Origin of the sequence: Pseudoalteromonas aquimarina (genome assembly GCF_049257255.1) — a bacterium.
Classification (GTDB): domain Bacteria; phylum Pseudomonadota; class Gammaproteobacteria; order Enterobacterales; family Alteromonadaceae; genus Pseudoalteromonas.
In genome coordinates, this window is sequence record NZ_JBMMUG010000002.1 from 628,908 (window position 1) to 647,717 (window position 18,810).

Annotated in this window: 17 protein-coding genes; 4 read left to right on the top strand and 13 right to left on the bottom strand. The window is 36.4% G+C overall.

Annotation, left to right across the window (positions count from 1 at the left end; all coding sequences use genetic code 11):
- Positions 1-64 precede the first annotated feature (64 nt).
- From AAEU29_RS07835 to AAEU29_RS07845, 3 genes are all read left to right on the top strand, one after another.
- Entirely contained in the window at positions 65-1,024 is a 960-nt protein-coding gene (locus tag AAEU29_RS07835) for a hypothetical protein (RefSeq protein ID WP_421972783.1), read from the top strand.
- A gap of 290 nt (positions 1,025-1,314) precedes the next feature.
- On the top strand, positions 1,315-1,779 hold the full coding sequence (locus AAEU29_RS07840) for a hypothetical protein (protein WP_421972784.1): 465 nt from the start codon (positions 1,315-1,317) through the stop codon (positions 1,777-1,779).
- 10 nt (positions 1,780-1,789) lie between these two features.
- Positions 1,790-3,166: a tail fiber domain-containing protein gene (locus AAEU29_RS07845; protein ID WP_421972785.1), complete on the top strand. Its 1,377-nt coding sequence runs from the start codon at positions 1,790-1,792 to the stop codon at positions 3,164-3,166.
- Positions 3,167-3,208: 42 nt separating this feature from the next.
- On the opposite strand, the gene AAEU29_RS07850 is transcribed toward AAEU29_RS07845, so the two are convergent.
- Genes AAEU29_RS07850 through AAEU29_RS07910 form a run of 13 tightly spaced genes read right to left on the bottom strand, consistent with a single transcriptional unit; the run spans position 3,209 to position 17,513 of the window.
- Entirely contained in the window at positions 3,209-4,066 is an 858-nt protein-coding gene (locus AAEU29_RS07850) for a hypothetical protein (RefSeq protein WP_421972786.1), read from the bottom strand.
- Complete coding sequence (locus tag AAEU29_RS07855; RefSeq protein ID WP_421972787.1) at positions 4,056-4,820, bottom strand: sulfotransferase family 2 domain-containing protein; 765 nt, start codon at positions 4,818-4,820, stop codon at positions 4,056-4,058. The genes AAEU29_RS07850 and AAEU29_RS07855 overlap by 11 nt, the downstream gene beginning before the upstream one ends.
- Before the next feature lies 1 nt (position 4,821).
- Complete coding sequence (locus AAEU29_RS07860; RefSeq protein ID WP_421972788.1) at positions 4,822-5,952, bottom strand: glycosyltransferase family 4 protein; 1,131 nt, start codon at positions 5,950-5,952, stop codon at positions 4,822-4,824.
- Positions 5,952-6,836 carry a GDP-mannose 4,6-dehydratase gene (locus AAEU29_RS07865; RefSeq protein ID WP_421972789.1) on the bottom strand — a complete coding sequence of 295 codons (885 nt, stop codon included), beginning with the start codon at positions 6,834-6,836 and terminating at the stop codon, positions 5,952-5,954. The genes AAEU29_RS07860 and AAEU29_RS07865 overlap by 1 nt, the downstream gene beginning before the upstream one ends.
- On the bottom strand, positions 6,836-7,870 hold the full coding sequence (gene gmd / locus AAEU29_RS07870) for a GDP-mannose 4,6-dehydratase (RefSeq protein WP_421972790.1): 1,035 nt from the start codon (positions 7,868-7,870) through the stop codon (positions 6,836-6,838). Before gmd ends, AAEU29_RS07865 begins: the two co-directional genes overlap by 1 nt.
- Before the next feature lie 2 nt (positions 7,871-7,872).
- A complete protein-coding gene (locus AAEU29_RS07875) occupies positions 7,873-8,613 on the bottom strand; it encodes an FkbM family methyltransferase (protein ID WP_421972791.1) in 741 nt (246 codons plus the stop codon).
- A 29-nt stretch (positions 8,614-8,642) separates the two neighbouring features.
- Positions 8,643-10,979: a glycosyltransferase gene (locus tag AAEU29_RS07880; RefSeq protein WP_421972792.1), complete on the bottom strand. Its 2,337-nt coding sequence runs from the start codon at positions 10,977-10,979 to the stop codon at positions 8,643-8,645.
- A gap of 4 nt (positions 10,980-10,983) precedes the next feature.
- A complete protein-coding gene (locus AAEU29_RS07885; RefSeq protein ID WP_421972793.1) occupies positions 10,984-12,009 on the bottom strand; it encodes a glycosyltransferase family 4 protein in 1,026 nt (341 codons plus the stop codon).
- A 6-nt stretch (positions 12,010-12,015) separates the two neighbouring features.
- Positions 12,016-13,683, bottom strand: coding sequence for a methyltransferase domain-containing protein (locus AAEU29_RS07890; protein ID WP_421972794.1), 1,668 nt, complete (start codon positions 13,681-13,683; stop codon positions 12,016-12,018).
- 15 nt (positions 13,684-13,698) lie between these two features.
- On the bottom strand, positions 13,699-14,694 hold the full coding sequence (locus tag AAEU29_RS07895) for a hypothetical protein (RefSeq protein WP_421972795.1): 996 nt from the start codon (positions 14,692-14,694) through the stop codon (positions 13,699-13,701).
- 1 nt (position 14,695) lies between these two features.
- Positions 14,696-15,346 (bottom strand): ABC transporter ATP-binding protein, encoded by a 651-nt coding sequence (locus AAEU29_RS07900; protein ID WP_421972796.1) that lies wholly within the window; start codon positions 15,344-15,346, stop codon positions 14,696-14,698.
- On the bottom strand, positions 15,343-16,113 hold the full coding sequence (locus tag AAEU29_RS07905) for an ABC transporter permease (protein WP_421972797.1): 771 nt from the start codon (positions 16,111-16,113) through the stop codon (positions 15,343-15,345). Before AAEU29_RS07905 ends, AAEU29_RS07900 begins: the two co-directional genes overlap by 4 nt.
- Positions 16,113-17,513, bottom strand: coding sequence for a mannose-1-phosphate guanylyltransferase/mannose-6-phosphate isomerase (locus tag AAEU29_RS07910; protein ID WP_421972798.1), 1,401 nt, complete (start codon positions 17,511-17,513; stop codon positions 16,113-16,115). Before AAEU29_RS07910 ends, AAEU29_RS07905 begins: the two co-directional genes overlap by 1 nt.
- Positions 17,514-17,731: 218 nt before the next feature.
- Between AAEU29_RS07910 and AAEU29_RS07915 the strand changes: the two genes are divergently transcribed.
- Entirely contained in the window at positions 17,732-18,604 is an 873-nt protein-coding gene (locus tag AAEU29_RS07915) for a glycosyltransferase family A protein (protein ID WP_421972799.1), read from the top strand.
- Positions 18,605-18,810: the final 206 nt, after the last annotated feature.

Consider the following 18,810-nt stretch of genomic DNA (forward strand, 5'->3'; position numbering starts at 1 on the left):
TCTATCGACAGTTTCATAACAATCTATTCACTTAGATTAAATTTTGTTACTCTTGAATAAATTTTTGTATATTCAAGTAACAACAATGAGAAAGCCTTTATCTACGCTAGCTCTAGCGACATTCCTTTCGTTTTTAGCCGCCTGTTCGAGCACATCTGACCAGAAAAATATCGAAACAATCACTCAAGGTTTTAGATTAAGCCAAGGTATTGAAGCTAATTTAACGGTACCAACGGGGTTTAAACTGGCAAAAGAGCATTATGGTTTTGTACAACCAGAAACCTTCTCAAGAATAAAGTTATCTGAAATAGAAACACCCTATCAAATTTACTTAAATCAGTTATCTAAAGAAAATTTACTCAAAAACCAACTTCAACTTGTAAAAACTGAACAAGTAACTATTTCTGGTGCAAGTTGTACTTTATTGACAATGCGTACATTAATTAATGGCAACTACTTTGAAAAGTTATGGTTATTATCAGGCGATAAACTTTCAAGCATATTAGTTGAAGCAAGTTACCCTGAAGGTAGTTCTAAATCTCATAAGCAACTCATGAAAGAATCGCTTTTCAGTTTAGGTGTAAGCACTAACAACCAGTATCGTATATTTACAGGCCTTCCCTTTTATATTAGTAATCCAGAAGGATTTAAGGTTGTTAAAAGAACGAGCAACTCGGTTATTTTTGAATCTTTAAATTTACCAAATACATCAGTTGTATTTAGTCATGGCATACAAAAAAACGCTATCCAATCTACGGAAGATTTTGGTTTAAAACTATTAACTAACAGTAAAACACTAACTGAATTCAACGAACTAAAAACAGCCTCTATTAAACTAGATAAAATTCCAGCAATAGAAACGAGAGCTATTGCGTTAAAAAATAATGAGCAGCACTTTGTTTATCAAATTATATCTGCGCAACAAACAAAGTTTTTATTAATACAGGCTGCTACACCATTAGCCAACAAAGAAAAGCTATTTACAGAGATAGAGCCTCTCATTAGCAGCTTTCATTTTAAATAATAAATTTATCCCTAAACAAGGGAGGCTAATTTTTTGAAGGCTCCCTTAATGCAAAATTTATGGGCTGAAATGCTCCCCAATAACAGTACCTAAATCGACACCCATTGAGCTAAGTTTATTTTAAAAAAACACATAACAACCTACATTCAAAAAAGAAATAGAACTGTTCAGACCAATAAAAGTACAATTCATTATTTAACATTTAGCAATATTTGTTAAACTAATACCTAACTATTAAATAAATTTGTAAATAATTTTACATAAAGGCCACTATTAAAGAGGAGTGAGCCATGAAAAAAGTACTGCTTATAAGTGCTGTTTGCGCTTTAGCTAACACGACTGTGTTAGCACAGCCTGATGTTTTCGAACTAAAAAAAGCTAAATCGAATAAAATCTTAGTCACTAAATCAGCAAGTCACATAGATTTCACTCCGCAAAAGGCTTACGACAAATACATTATCTCAGTTTCAGGTGAGAATGGTTTTTCAAAGACCTTTGAAAGTGAGATTCCTTCATTAGATATTGCAAGTTTAAATCTGCCTGCAGATGGCACTTACAACTACCAAATAAAAGCTGTGCAATATCTCCAAGAAAAATCAAGCACCTTAGATAATGGTAGAGATGAAGATAAAGTTGGGTTTATTAGTAAAGTAGATGTAACAAATGGAAAATTTACTTCTCGTAATTTTTCTCTTGAAACACATGAACAAACAGCAGAAAAAAAACCTAGTATTCAACTTGGCTTAAATAAGTAAGGGCTAAAAAATGAAAACTCAAAAACTACTTAAAATCAGTGCTCTTACTTCTGCAATGCTTTCAAGTTCAATGGCTTTTGCCGATCAAGTAATTGTTGATGACCTCATTATACAAGGCAGTGCTTGCATGGGGGTCGATTGTGTTAATGGCGAAAGCTTTGGCTTTGACACTATTCGTTTAAAAGAAAATAACCTACGTATTAAAGCACAAGACACCAGTGCTTCAGCATCATTTCCTTCAAGAGACTGGCAAATAACGTTTAATGATTCTACTAATGGTGGTATGAACAAGTTTTCAATTGATGATATTGATGGCGGACGTACACCATTTACCATTGAAGCATCTGCACCTTCACACTCGCTGTATGTTGATGATGCTGGTCGCATTGGTTTTGGTACTGCAGCACCAGCTGTAAATCTTCATCTTGTTGAAGGAAATACTCCAACTCTTCGTTTAGAGCAAGATGGCTCTTCAGGTTTTACAGCTCAAACTTGGGATGTTGCAGGAAACGAAACCAACTTCTTTATTCGTGATGTAACGAATGGTAGTAAGCTGCCCTTTAGAATAAAACCTTCAGCACCTAAAAACAGTCTTTTTATCGCTGCAGATGGCGATGTAGGTTTTGAAACTGAAACTCCTGACGGTCTAATTGACGTTGCCCACCCATCAAATGCAAATGACCATGCTTTTTTAATTGATCCAAGTGCCAATGTTGGTGTGAACATCCCTAATGGCGGAACAGTAAATGGACTTCTTGATGTGCAAACCACAGGTGGGGTTTCACAATTTACAGTAACTACTGGTGGAAAGGTAGGTATTGGCAATTCAACTCCGGATGCCGATTTAGATGTTGTAGGTACTGACAGGCTTGTTCTTTCAGCAAAAAATCCAACTGGCGCAGCTTGGATTGCAATAGAAAATGGAAGTTTAAACGTCCGCCAACTTATACAGTCTAACGGCGCAGGTGGTTTTAGCATAACCAGAGAAGATTTATCTAATGGTGGTGGTAATTACACTGCATTACTTCAATCTGATGCTTCTGGCAACTTGACAATACCAGGTACTCTTTCTCAAGGTTCAAACTTCCATAGCAAAGAAAATATTAAGTCTGTAAATGTAGATGTACTTCTTGAAAAACTATTAAAACTACCTATTTCAAGTTGGAACTATAAAACGGATGATGACTCAGTAGTACACATTGGACCGATGGCACAAGAGTTCTTTGCTCAGTTTGGCCTTGGCCAAGATGATAAGACCATTTCTTCACTGGATACTGCGGGGGTGGCAATTGCATCCATTCAGGCGTTAAACAAAAAGCTTGAGCAAAAAGGAAAAGAGATCAGTGAGTTGAAGGAGTTAATTGACACTTTACAACGAAATAAGTAATCAACATCATCTATAAAAAAGCCTGTCTCATGACAGGCTTTTTTATAACAGTCTTATTTCTAGGATTTGACCAAACCCTTCAACTGGAATACTTCTTATATAATCTAAGTTAGGTGTTAGAACATGAATTTGACTATCAACATCTTTTCTATCACTTCGCTCAGCGAGTCCTGAACTACCTATATAAAAACCTTTACTGAATTCTGCGACACCTCTTGTAAAACCTTGTAATGATACGACCCTTCCATTGCAACTTCTTAGCGCTTGATTTGCAGAATCACATACCCATAAGGCATTATCTACATACCACACATTATGAGCGCAATTCCCCAATGAAATCTTTTTGTTAAGCTTTCTTGAATCTATGTCAAAAACTAATATCTCACTTTTACCAAAGTTATGTGCAACTATATGAACTTGATTATTAATAACGGAAATTGAATTAAAATGATTAATATCACTCCCCTTTTTACATTCGTTTTCAAGCGGATACCAAATTTCCCATGAGCTAAAATCATAGATATATATCGCATTTAAAATCGTACAGGTTATCCAAAGCTTCCCTTTATGAAAAGTTGCTTGGTGAAAATCAGTCACTGCATGAGGCGGCAATATTTCATCAATTACTTGCAGGGAACGATTCATCACAAGCACTTTACTTTGTTCTTTTGAGCGTTCTTCTTTCGACAGGTAATTGAAAGGGTCTGCATTGTTTCGAGCCATTACATAAATATTCTCACCATTATCACTAGTAGCTATACCATAATAAAGTCCGGCACCTGTATGTACCTCTTTTAACTCGCCTGTTTTAGGAGTAACATGTAACACACTTTTGCTTGTAGCCACCAAAAGCTCATCATTACCACTTGAGAATAGCTTTTTCAAAACTCTATTCAGCATAACTTTGCTCCCACCTCTTCTCAAACAAGCTAGCAGCGCTTTGATAAAGTTGTATATCGAGATAGTTTATTTCTTTCAAGATTTCGATATCTTCATTTGAAAGCTGGTTAAAAGTCACCCCTCCATGAGTCACATTTTCTTGCGCATATGCACTTTTTAACTCTAAATTAGGGTAGGCTTGTTTGAATAATGCTATGCTATCTTCAAATCGTTCACACAGACCGAAAAAAGCCATTTTAGATAAACGCTGGAAGGCCGTTTTCATTACCTGATCTTGGTCTGACAGAGCCAACATTTTGCTATGCAACTCCTGAGGCGCTAATGCAATCAGCGATGCTACAGTATGATGTTTCACTAACTGTTCAAAATTAATATCTAACCCTAAGTATTTTGTCTGTATGTTTGCAATACAATCTTGACAATGCTTATCACGAATAAACGCATCAAAAGTTCCTAGCTCCTTTACTAAGGCATGTAAATAATGCTCAGAACTACGCAGTACTTGATGGTAGTTTGATATAGCTCTATGAATAGGGCAACGAAGAAACGTAACGACATTGAAGCTTTTAGTTAATGCACTAATATCAAAGCCTAAATGCCCCAAAAGTAGACGATGCTGTGATGGCTTGAATTCCAAAAGTTTATTTCGTTGATAAAATTCTAATACTTCTTCTTGTGAATACGCTGAAGCAAGCATTTTTTTAAAACTACTTCCAGCCGTTTTAGGAATATGTAAAAAGTAAATAGATTCCATATTAGCATCCGTAAACATCAATTGTTGCTTCTACCGTATCGCTCCAATCGAAAGTAATACTTTTCGATTCATGGTCATTCTGAGCAAGATTGCAAATAGCCATTTTTATACTGTCCACATCATACGGGTTAACTTGATATACCCCCTCAGCTGAGAACTCTGACATTGCACTATTTTCCGAAGTAATAACAGGCACTCCTGACTGCAATGCTTCCGCGACAGGCAAACCAAACCCTTCATACAATGACGGAAAAACAATTCCCTTAGAAGCTGCATATAGCACAGGAATCTCGCTCTGCTTGACGTAACCAAGGTATTTTATCCAACCTTTAGCCTCTAGTTTCTTGATGATACGATGCTCTTCATCACTGTTCCAGCCCGCTCCCCCAACTAAAATTAAAGGCAGTCCGCTACTATCTTGTTCCCGATAAAGCTGATATGCCTGTAATAAACGTAAGACATTTTTACGAGGTTCGATGGTTGAAACAAATAACAAGAACTGTTTAAACCCCAATCCATATGAACTAAGCACATGATTACATTGCACTTCATTTCTAGGAAAGTAGTGTTCACTCACACCTAAATGAATTGCTGTGACCTTATTGACAGGTAAAGCAAAACCGTCACACAACTGGTCTTTGATAAACACACTATCTGTAATGATATGGTCAGCAAATTTTACTGACTGCTCGATTGCTTGATTAACTAACTTGACTCTCGAAGAAGGGTGAAATTCTGGATGAACAAGCGTTGATAAATCATGAATAGTTACAATTCGTTTACCACCATGATTTGGTAACAAAAAATTAGGAGAGTGATAAATATAGTCCCGTTTCCCTGACAGAGCTCGTTTTTCAATTAGGGGAATAAGTTTGCTATATAAGGACACAGCTAAATTAGAACTAGCTAAATTGCTTCGTAAAGCGGCCCAAAGGGTACCATTTACTATTTCAGATTTTTCTGAATTATCAGACTCTAATAAAAGTTCATGCCCATAATATTTACCGTGAGCAAACAACTTTAATTTTTCGATGCGACTACTATTTAGTAACCCTGTACCTAACTGCTGAGTGTAGTGACCTATTCCGGTTAACGGTGCTAAAAGCGGGTCGCACCCCAAAACAACTTTCATTAATTTTTAATCATCCACTCTAGTGTTTGCTCTAAGTTATTTTGCCTATATTCACCAATAGCCTTACGAAGCTTAGAATCGTCACCAAAAAGGGTTTTCACTTCATTACTACGAACGAAATCAGGGTTCACAACCACTTTCATGTTACGCCCAGATAACTGCTCGCAGAGATTAAGTATTTCAGAAAGTGCCACAGCACGCCCGCTACAAACATTAAATGTACCTTGATGACCCTGCTCAAGTAGCAACAGATACGCTGAAACAACATCCCGAACATCAGAGAAGTCTCTAGCAATATCTAAATTACCTAACTCTATCGTATCCTGATTTGTCTTAAAGGCTTTTACAATTTTAGGAATCAAAAAGTGTTCTGCTTGTCCCACACCTGTGTAATTGAAAGGGCGAACAATAGTTATTTTTGTATTTTGAGAGCGAACCTTCAAGGCCATTTCCATTGCACATTTAGACGCTGCATAATCATTCGCCGGTTTAAACTCATTTTCTTCTGTGATAGGAAGCTTTTGAGTATTACCGTAAATATTTCCTGAGCTTGCTATTAAGAAATGAATAGAATTGTCTGAAATGCTGTTAACAACATCTATTAGGTTTGTTGTACCTAACAGATTTGTTGTATATATTTCATCGATATCACCATGAGCGACAAAAGAAATAGCCGCTAAATGAACAACAGCGTCAAACCTTTGCCCATCTAGTGCTCGTTGCAAAGAAGTTTTATCGTTTAAGTTAGCATGAAGCGTATGTTCTACATCATTATCATAACTTCGACTGTAACTAAGACCTACACATTCATGCCCTTTTGATTTGGCAAAAGTAATAAAATGACGCCCGGTAAACCCGGACGCCCCTGTTACTAAAATTCGCATTAGAAAGAAAAACCAACTTCGTTGCGGCGCAGATCAGCTTCCACCATCATAGCGCATAGCTCTTCTAGTGTTGTTTTAGGTTCCCATCCTAAATCTTGCTTAGCTTTTTCTGGGTTACCAATTAGCAAATCAACTTCTGCTGGTCGATAAAACTTAGGGTTAACCTTAACAACAACATTACCTGAAACCACATCACGGGCAACTTCTTGCTCTTCTGAACCACTCCACTCTAACTGGATATCTGCAGCTTTAAAGGCCATAGTTACAAAGTCACGAACTGTTTCTGTACGGTTTGTCGCAAGTACATAAGTATCTGGCTTATCTGCCTGAAGCATTCGCCACATACCTTCAACATAATCTTTTGCAAAACCCCAATCGCGTTTGGCATCCATATTACCGAGCTCTAACACATCTTGCTTACCAAGCTTTATTTTAGCCACTGAGTCCGTAATTTTTCTTGTTACAAACTCTTGCCCACGTAATGGTGATTCATGATTAAATAAAATACCGCTGGTAGCGAAAATATCATAAGATTCACGATAATTAACAACCATCCAATGCGCATAAAGCTTAGCAACACCATAAGGACTACGCGGGTAAAAAGGCGTTGATTCACGCTGCGGAATCTCTTGAACTTTACCAAACATTTCTGAAGTAGAAGCCTGATAAAATTTAATCTTAGGATTTACGATGCGAATAGCTTCCAACAAATTAACAGGACCGACACCTGTGATTTCTGCTGTCGTTAATGGTTGATCAAATGAAACACCAACAAAACTTTGTGCAGCTAAGTTATATACCTCATCAGCATTGGTCATTTGTAATAAACGAATGCTTGAAGACAAATCAGTCAAATCATATTCGACTAACTCTAAGTTAGCATGACTTTCAATACCTAACTCTTCGATGCGCCAAAAATTTACTGAACTAGTACGACGATATGTACCGTAAACTTTGTAACCTTTATCTAAAAGTAGTTCTGCTAAATAAGCCGCATCTTGGCCTGTAATTCCTGTAATAATTGCTGTTTTCATTTTTATCCAAACGCTCGATTTTTTTCAAATTTTTCTGTTTTCGCTGTAGGGACGGCAAAATAGTCCCAAAAGTTTTGTGCGACAGATGCATCAACAAACTCTTGTTGTGTTAACTTTTTACCATGAATGGAATACAGCACATAATTCAACTCATCAAAAAAGTCATAAACCTGAGCTGGGTCAACATCAAATGATTCATATGACGATTGTCCAAACTCAAATGCCACGATAGGGGTCGACGACTCCAATAGCTTTCTCGTTCCTTGTAATACTAACCACTCAGCCCCTTCAACATCTATTTTAATAAAGGTCACAGGAGTTTCTGAAAATAGCTCATCAAGAGTAGCCGTTTTGACCGATATTTTCTCTAACTCTGTTTCGCCATTATACATTTTCCTTGGCTGCAATCCTGACTCTTCCGGTCTGTCTACCGCTACAAAAAAGTCAGCCTTATCACCTACCACATTTGAAAGCGCAAGATTTTTAGTCGTAACATTATTGCAAGCAAACGTTCTAATTTGACTTAATAGCCATTCTAAAGCAACGGGATTGGCTTCAATAGACTGAACTCGCCCTTCTGCTCCTACATATAATGAAAGGGGTAATGAGTGCCTACCTGAGTGTGCACCAACATCAATCACAGTATCTCCAGAGCTGACAATCTCCGAGTAAACCCGCTGTAATTGTCCTTCGAAACTTTCTTCACACCGCAAACTTTCTACATGAGCTTCTAGATTATTCATTCCTAATAGCCTTTTCAGATTATTTATTGTTATATATTTACTAAACACTTGGAGTAATTACTCCCTATTACCCGCCAATCGAAGGTTTCCTCCACATAACGTGATGCTTTTTCTATATCAATAAGTTCACACTGTTCAATACATTGCGCAAAGTTATCAAAATCAAATTCCACATACATTTCCGGTGACAACCCTAATCCCCTTGCTCCAACTGCAGTAGATATCACAGGAATGCCACTGAGCATGTAATCTAACATTTTTAGATTCGTCCCAGAACCTGTAAACATAGGATTCAATGCGTAATCAGCTACAGTCAAGAACGCTTGTTTCTCTTCATCAGATACAACACCCGCAAACACCAAGTTTTCAGGTAATTTATAATCAGAAAAATAACCAGCCACGCTGCCTATAATGATAAAGTGTATACTCGGATATAGCGGTGCTAATTTAATAATCTCTTCAACTGCATCAATATTTGGTTGATGCCAACTACCCATAAATAAAATGGTTTTTTCACTAGCGATATCCAATTTAGTCTTATGGTTTAATCGTTCCTCTTTACTACTAAATTTCACTGTGTTTGTGTCAACACCATTAGCTATCACTTGATATTTTTCGCCTGACATACCGTAAAGCTCTTTATAAGCCAAACCATCTTCTTCCGAACATACTGCAGTAAAAATACTCTCTTGGCATGCTTGCTTTTCAGAATCAAATACAGTTTGAATCAGTTTTGAATTATACTCTGACGATTCCAGCATTTGCTCTTTTAGTTTGCTTTCCAAGTTCTGAGAGTCGTGACATATTGCTTTATCAGTAAGCCTAGAAACGAACGGATAAGTGTAGCATTGATTACAAATAACTAAGTCAGCCAAAAGCTCTAGTCTTTTAAATTCTTTCTCTAAATCTGGTGTAAAACCATATAAGTCAATAAATGCAATATCTGTCACAGGAATACCAGCCTGCTCCGAAATTTTCCATTCTTCGATAGCGTGCTCTTGCGTTTTTGGTACTTTTATCTGAAACAAGTTTGGGGCAACTTCTTCAACTCTATACTGTTCAGATTCATGCACAAGACAAATAACATTGACTGTCATTTGTTTCGCTAATTCTTTGTATAAATAAAACGTACGATTTTGCCCTCCACCCTGTGGTGGGTAGAAGGGATATGTTGATACAACAAGCGCATTATCCAGTTTTTTTGTTTGTGACGCAGTTTCTAACTTTTCCTGCAAAAGGTCACCAACTGTATTTAACCAATTAACATTTGTGACTTTTTTCTTTGCGTTTAGTCCCATTGAATAGGCTAGTTGAGGCTCACTGTCGAGAGTTTTAATATTTTCAGCTAGCAATTCAATCTGAGGTTCAGATGTTAAACCTGTTATACCGTGCTCAACAAACTCAGTTACGCCGCCGCTGTCATTCACTGTTATAACTGGTTTACCACTTTTCATTGCTTCTATAGTTATAAGCCCATAATCTTCATCATATGGAACAAAAATAATAGCAAGCGCATTCGCATAGTAATCTACGAGCTCTGTATCACTTACATAACCTAAAAACTCGATATTCGAGTTACACGAAGCTTTTTCTTTCAGTCGCTCTAAAAGTGGGCCAGAACCAGCTATTTTCAACGGTTTTTCAGCTCCACTCTGTAAGTAAGCATCCAAAATAAGCTCAACCCGCTTAGGTCCGTCAATTCTGCTCGCGGTAAAAAAGTAGTCACTCCCTGAAGAATAAAAGCCACTCATCATAGGAGGTGGGTAATTTACATAAACCGCCTGTTCTACTGGATAATACTCTTTTCTATCTGCAACCGTATGTGATATCGCTGATGTTCTTCTGATGGTGCTTAGCGCAGCATTATCTAGGTAATGAATTATTTTCCGGATAAATGGCCCCGGAAATGCAGAAAGCTCTTCGGTAATTAGGTTATTGCTCTTTAAATTTTTAAGCTTTTGAAAAACCTCTTCAACAGACATATTTTGATTTTCTAGGTCCTGAAGAAACGCTAATACTTCCTTGCTTTGGTTTTTACTCACCTTGTCAGGTAGGTTCATAAAATGATAGGTATCATATAACCCTCTAAGACAATGTAACATATAAATATGATGATTCGGATGTTGTACCATCCATGCAGGATACTTTCCTGTAATCACCATATCAAAATGCGATAAATCGTAATTATAAAAAAACTCATACCCTTCAATAAGGTTCCAAAAATCATTTTCTTTTGTTGGAACCTTGATTAGCTCACATTGGTGTGCTGTTAATTTATTAATATTATCAGCTAGACCCCACCATAATTTTTCAGCACCGCCTGCACCGAAAGGTATGGGGCTAGAAGCCAGTATTGCTATTTTCACTTTTTTATCCCAGTAATTTTTCTACAACATTTTGCCAGGTGATGCTTTTTTCGCGATAGCTAACAAGGCCTTCTTGGCCCATAACCTCTGCATGCTGTTTATTAGCGACCAAATAATCGATTTTTTCCGCTATCTGTTCCGGCTTTGGCTCTACGATATAACCATTCCGCTGGTCTATAACAAATTCAGTCGGGCCACCAGAATCATGACATGTGATAACAGGCTTAGATGACAAAAAAGCCTCTAAGGTTATATAACCATAATCTTCATCTTGTGGGCCAAAAAAAACAGCTAAACAGTGTGCATAGTAAGCTCTTTTTTCTTGTTCTGAAATGTAACCAACAAAACGAATACGCTCTGCAACACCAAGGCTTTCTGCTAGTTCTTTAAATTGGGCTTCTTGTCCGCCAGTGCCTGCGATAATCACTCCAACATTCGATTTCGAATGTACCAGCGCTTGAATCAGTAAGTCTTGCCTTTTCAAGCACTCTAATCGACTGGGGCAAAAAATAAAGTTTTCAATACCGGCATTGTAAAACAGCGTGTGATTATTAGGTGGATGATAAACAGGCGTTGAGTCAATGTTATTATAATGACGCAGTCGATCAGTAATATTCTGGCACATGCTGAACCTTTTAGGGTAACTAGCAAGCTCATTAGAGTCTAAATTATGCACCTTTTTACGAAATAAGCGCAACTCAGTCGAACTTTCTTGTTCAGAATATAAATCATACACAGAGCGATGTTGGTGCATCAACCAAAGCACTCTATTAGGATGCTGTATATAAAAAGCTGGAAACTGCAGTGCTATAACAAGATCAACGTTGTACCCATTAAAATTATCAAACAAACTGCTTTTACAATAATCCATTAACAACTCTAGTTCTGTTAATGGTGAAAATTTGAATGGAAACGTTACAACCTCAACTTCATGCCCATTTTCAATCAAAGCATTCTTAAGCCCATAAGTCATAAGTTCAGCCCCTCCAGAGATGAAAGGAACCTGAATTGACGGTATCAAAATCTTCATTGTTGTTTACTTCCTTGCCACAATCGAATAATCCATATTTGCATTATGTAGGTTGCCGAAATCAACATCAGTTCCCAAAACTTCAAAGGCATTAAGCCTTAACACATTGACAGAAGAACAACCAAAGTACTCAACAATAAATGAAAGTAATTCTGGCACCACAGGGTTTTTATGTGTTGGGTCCATATAAAATAAGCGCGAAGATACCATTAAGTTTTCAGGATTAGGCGTTTCAAAGATTAGTGCTCCACCAGGTTTGAGTACACGAATACATTCTTGAACAAAAATCATGAGATCTTCAAAAGGCAAATGTTCAACCAAATGAAATGCCGAAACAATTGAGAAGGACGAATCTTGCTGTTGTTTTAAATATTCTATTGCGTCTTGTTTGATAGCATTTCTGCCTTTGGCAAGACAAGAGTTAATCATAAGTTCATTAAGGTCAACACCGACAGCAGTAAACCCTTTACGCTCTAATACACCCAGCCACTCACCCCTACCGCAACCTAAGTCTAATGCATTTGGCTCTTTAAATCCGAGTGATGCAATCGTATTTAAAATATCATCATACGCCCCTAAGCGGTTAACTACATCTTCCTCAGTGCCTCGAAACTTACTTTCAAATTTATAATAAAAATTATCAAGATCTATAGCGTTAGTATCTATTGCTAAACTATTCTCTTTCTGAGACAAGCCTTTTAAATTAGAGGTAACTTTACTTAATTCATCTTTTGTATTTAGTAAAGTACGCGCAATTTCTTTGGTGAAACTGTCTAAATTTTGACAACTTTTCTCTAGCTCATCAAGTTTAGGCGACCCCTGTTCGAGTTTTGTAAGGATAAGATTAAGGTTACTCTCTAGCTCTTGAAGTCGAGTTATCTTGTGCTCAAATTCCGATTTATAGTCTGAAAACTCACGTACTAATTTTTGATTTTCAGCCGCAAGTAAATTACATGATGCTGCACAGTGTTGAGCAATCTTGTTATCGAGTTGAGTTTGGCTATTCAAAACTTCATTTTTAAATTTTTGACTTTCAATAGTAAATAAATTATTTAACGTCACCCCATTTTCAGCCAATTTGTTAATTTTGTTTTGGCTTAATACATTCATCGTTTGTAGATCATAAATACTACGGTTGGATTCTTGTATTCCCTTATACAAACTACTTAAGTTAACAATATTCGAAACTAGGTTAATCACAGGCTTAACAAATGGCACTTTCTTGCAGCAGTAAATAAAAACTTCACGATTTAAACCATGGATTTTACGACCAACCGCCTTACCTTCTTTTGAAAGGCGCAGTTTAAACAGTACTGCCCCTCGGCTCTCACCTTTAGATAGCTTATCTAGGTAATGCTGAAACCCTACGATATCAGCCTCTCTTCTTAAAATTGCTCTGTATGCAACCCTAATAAACTCATCATCATTTAGCAGGCCAAAATCATTTAAATTAAGTACTTCTTTTTCATAATTAAATCCGACTTCTAGATTTGGAGCCGGGTTATCAAAATCAATACTTTCAAATACTGGCAGAGCTTTGTTTTCACTAGCTAACAACTTAACTTTATTTACAACTTCATCCAAATCGAGAAAATTTGAAGTTGTATATTTGTCATTATTGTTATCACCTAAGCGTGACTCTTTGATTCTCATCATTAACTCTTTAGTATTCATAAATGATTCTTTCTCTTAACCTATAAACTCAAAAGGTATGCTTACTTTATGTTTAATTCCTGAACTAATTTTCTTTTCTATAGTTTCAGCAAACTCTCTAGAGAAAAAGCGATGCTCGCTTGCTTTACGAGTTTCCTTAGGTGAATTAAGAGTATTCACTTTAACCTTTTTATTTTCAGCAGCAATTTCTAACTTCTCTGGTACTGCAGCCTCACCTGTAATGAACATAATGATCTTGTTCAACGCATCTTCAGTGTTAAATACTAACTCTTCATACTGAATAAATATTTTTTGTAAGCCATCATTTGGATCAAACCATTTATTATAAAAATCTATAGAGTACTCAGCATCATTAATAGCAAATTTTTCAAATGATTCTTTTGTATCTGTATATAACCCCTTTGACGACTTTAGAGCTAGCTCAAAGTTTGATTGTATTCGACCTATTGGTGAACGATGTTGTATCAGATAGATAAACTCATTATTTTTTTCATCCTTTAAACCAAAGTCATGGCTTTTCTGAATCATGAGCTTGTTACTCATATCTTTATTAAACGGCTTTAAACATGGATTAGACTTACAGCAACCTTTCGGGCTGTGTCCCTCGCAGTAATACAAGTCACTATCAAAGTACTTTGTTAGAAGTGAAATCAGAAAGTGATGTCCACTCCTTGGTAAAGATTTTGATTGAATAAACTCTATTGTCGCTCCAGACAATACTTTTTGATAATAGGGCAAGAAGCATTCATTAAAGAATAAGTCGATGGTTATATCTTTTTTTGCCCCATCAATTGGCACGCCAATTTTTTCATTTAAAAATTGGAGTTCACTATTAATTAAAACATTTTCTCGACGATTAAGGCCAGTATCTTCATGCTTAAACTCCTTTGAATTTAATAGTAAATTAACTAGCATAGGCCAAGAGTAAGTTTCATAATGCTCTATCGCGGCCATTGATGGAGTACGCCCAATTATTGTTTTAAATATAATTCTTGTTAATTCTTTCTTCATTTTAAATACTAATATCGCCATTTTGAACTTTAACTATTCTGTCGCAAAGTCGATTCAGTTGATGTGAAACATGCGACACCACTATAACTGTCATTTCTGATGAAGTTTTTTCTTTTATTATCTTTTCCGCTTTTTCTCGGAAAAGTGCATCACCTACACCTAAAACCTCATCGATCAATAAAACATCGGTTTTCATTGTGATTGCAGTCGCAAATCCTAACCTTGCACGCATACCTGCACTATAGGTTTTGACAGGCTCATAAAATTTTTCGCCCAACTCGGAAAGCGCCATTATTTCTTCCTGTTTTGATATTGCACTTTGTTTAGGGTGCCCTAATAGCATTGCGCCAATCAACGCGTTATCAGCACCACTTAATTCAACATCAAAGCCCGCAGATAATGTTTGCAGTGATACATGGTTACCAAAACAATTAATACTTCCCGACGTTGGTTTATAGATTCCTGCTAAAAGCTTTAGAAGTGTTGATTTACCACTTCCATTTCGTCCTTCAATCCCGAGTGTCTCTCCCTTGTATACAGAAAGGTTTATATTATTTAAAGCTTGGTACTTAACATTTTTAAACCACTTTCTTTGAGTATACTCATACGAAACACCAGAGACTTGAATTGCAATTTCCCTTTCCTTACTCATTGCGCCAATATCCTTGGGTAATCGGAATCAAATCTCTTTAAAAATAATGCACAGAGTATGAAAACCAAACTAAAGACCACTGAAATCCACATTAATGACACAAAACTTGGCCATTGCCCATATAGTAAAATATTTCTGTATTGCTCAATTAGATTTGCAATAGGGTTTAACATATACAAAACATGGTGCTTTTCTAAAAGCACCTGCTTGTAACTATAAAATATGCCTGAAGCAAACATAGTTAACTGAATAGCCGTATTTACAAAAAATTTTAGGTCGGGAATAAATGGCACGATCATAGAGACAAATAGTGACAAACTGCTTATCACAATCAGCTGTGTAAGAATTACTAATGGCAAAGCTACCCATTTTTCACTGGGAGGAAAGCCATAAAAATATAAAAAGATAAAAAACAAAACAAAAACACAAACTGATTTGAATAGATCTTGAAATATAGTAACCAATGGAAAAAATATTTTGGGTATTTTAATCTGCTGCATCAACCCCCTTCCCTGCTCTATTGACGCAGATGAATTAAGCAATGTTCTAGCAAACCACAGGAAGGGAACTTGACCACACAACAAAAAAACCAAAAAATCTGAGGTTCCTTTGGCTAAGAAAACGCCAAAAACTAAATAGAATACACCAACAAATAATGCAGGTTCCAATATCCACCACAAATAGCTTAGGTAGCTCTTTTTAGCTTCAGACTTTAAGTTGAGTTGAACTTTTGTAAATATGAGCTGGATAAAATGCTTAAGTTTCACTAACTACGTCCATACACATCATTAAAACGCACGATATCATCTTCACCCAAATAACTACCACTTTGTACCTCTATTAACTCAAGGCTTACTTTTCCAGGGTTAGTTAACCGATGTGTTGCCCCTAATGGAATATAAATAGATTGGTTTTCACTTAACAATGTCTCTTTTTCATCTACCTCTACAATAGCTGTCCCAGATACTACAATCCAATGTTCTGCACGATGGTGATGCATTTGCTTACTTAGTGAGGCACCAGGCTTTACTGTAATTCGTTTAACTTGATATCTCGAACCGTTATCAATAGAGTCATACTTACCCCAAGGGCGATGAACCTCACGATGAAGCAAGTGCTCACTTCTACCCGTCCCCCCCAGATATTGAACAATTTTTTTCACATCTTGTACTCGCTCCTTGTGAGCAACAAGTACAGAGTCTTTTGTGCCAATAATTACAAGGTCTTTAACCCCGATTGTCGCTACAAACTGATTTTCTGACTGAACTAGACAGTTTTGCGAGTCAATATTTTTTATATCACCTAAGCTCGCATTACCTTGCTCATCTTTATCTAATACTTCCCATAATGCAGAGAATGAGCCAACATCATTCCAACCTACACTGATAGGTAAAACCATACCCTTTTGGGTTTTTTCCATTACAGCATAGTCAATCGAGTTATCAGGACATAAAGCAAACGCATCTTTAGGGATCCGAGTAAAATCTAAGTCGCTTGATGCTTGTTTATAGGCCGTTTGTACTAATTGGAACATTTTAGGCTGATGAACATTTAATTCTTCTAGGAAGTTTTTTGCCTTAAAAACAAACATGCCACTATTCCAATAGTAGTCGCCACTCGTTACATATTGCTCTGCTGTTTCTAAATCTGGTTTTTCGACAAAGCGTTTAATCGCACTCAATTGCCCTTCAACTTCGGCTTGAATATAGCCAAATCCTGTTTCAGGCTTTTCAGGTACAACACCAAAAGTCACAAGAGAGCCATTTTCGGCCTCTTTTACTGCTGCTTCAACAGCTATTTGAAATGCATCTGTATCTTCTATTACATGATCTGCTGCAAGCACAACAAGTACTGCATTTTCATCAAGTTCAAGAGACTTCAAAGCGGCGAGAGCTATTGCTGGTGCAGTATTACGAGCTACAGGCTCCAAAATAACAGCGGAAGGTGTTTGACCAATTTCAGTAAGTTGTTCTGCAATTGTAAATCTATGAGCTTCATTACACACAGCAATCGGTTTGTTAAATCCCGTTAAACGAAGAGCCGTTTCCTGAACCATTGTGTATGAGCTGGTAAGCTTTAAAAATTGTTTAGGGTAATGTTTTCGTGATAATGGCCAAAGGCGTGTGCCTGAACCACCCGAAAGAATGACTGGGTAAACGTTATTCATAATTCTTTTATTATATTTCCGTATAGATGCGGGGTTAATTTTACAGACTAGCTAGTTAATTGCAACGATGTGAGCGTGTCATCATTCTTCATTCAAAAAGTATAACTTTAATTTTTGCAGAATTTTTAGATGGACAAGTAAAATTATATTATTAAAAAGAACTTTTAATAATATATTATTTCGCTTCAACTAACTGTTCTACAATATCAGTCATAATAATGAAGATATCGATTTTAATTCCTACAATCGCTCAAGAGCATCAAATAGCCGATTGTCTTAACTCTGTTGTAGCACAACTCAAGAATAGGACAGATGTAGAATTAATAATTCTTAGCGGAAAATACGAGTTCTGTATTTCAAAGTTAAATAATGAGCAAATAAGAATCTTTAATCACCCTAATAAATCTGTTCTTGATTTAAGAGCAATTGGTTTACATTTAGCTTATGGTAAATACGTTGCTATCACCGAAGATCATTGCATGGTTAACAATAATTGGATTAGCAATATTGAGTCTTTCTTAGATCAAAATATTAAAAGTAATATCATTGGGGGTAATATTTATAACGGCAGCCAAGAAAGCACTTGGGATCGAGCCAATTTTTGGATGACTTTTAATAACTTTTTAGCTACATCCAAAACCAAAAGTTTTTCTCCTTGTATTGCAAACTTAGCAATTAGAAAAAATCCTATTGTTTCCCAACATTTTGATGCAGGTGAATTTGAAGAATATCTTGCGCAAAAAAGTAAAATTAAAAAAGGGGACAATATTGACAACCCAGTATTTCATATACAAAGTCATGGAACATATAAAACCGTAGTAAAGCACTTCCATAATGGGAAGGCATGCGTTGGGCTAATTCGAAATAAGTTCAAAGGTATAAAATTTTTATTTAAAATAGTAAAAATATTTATCTTGCCTTTCTGGTTAGTTTTTCAAATTACCGGCAACATTTTACTAGCAAGAAAAGATAATAGACTCAAACTACTACCTGACACTCTAGTCATTTTAATTTTAATAATAAGCCATACTATTGGTGAACTTGCAGGGCTATTGTTTGGCGCAGGCGAAAGCCCCTATCAGTTAGATTAAAAGTTTAGAATTTTTGAAAAACCACATAAAAAAGCCGGTTGATTTGCTTTAATCAACCGGCGTTTCTTTCTACTACTTGCTATTAAAAGCGGTTACTAAAATCCACCGAGTTCAAAAGCGTATTCAATAATGTCGCCTCATCATTACTGTCTAATAACGCTGCGCCATCACTTAACTCCTGCGAGCTTATGCTTCGTTCCAGTAAA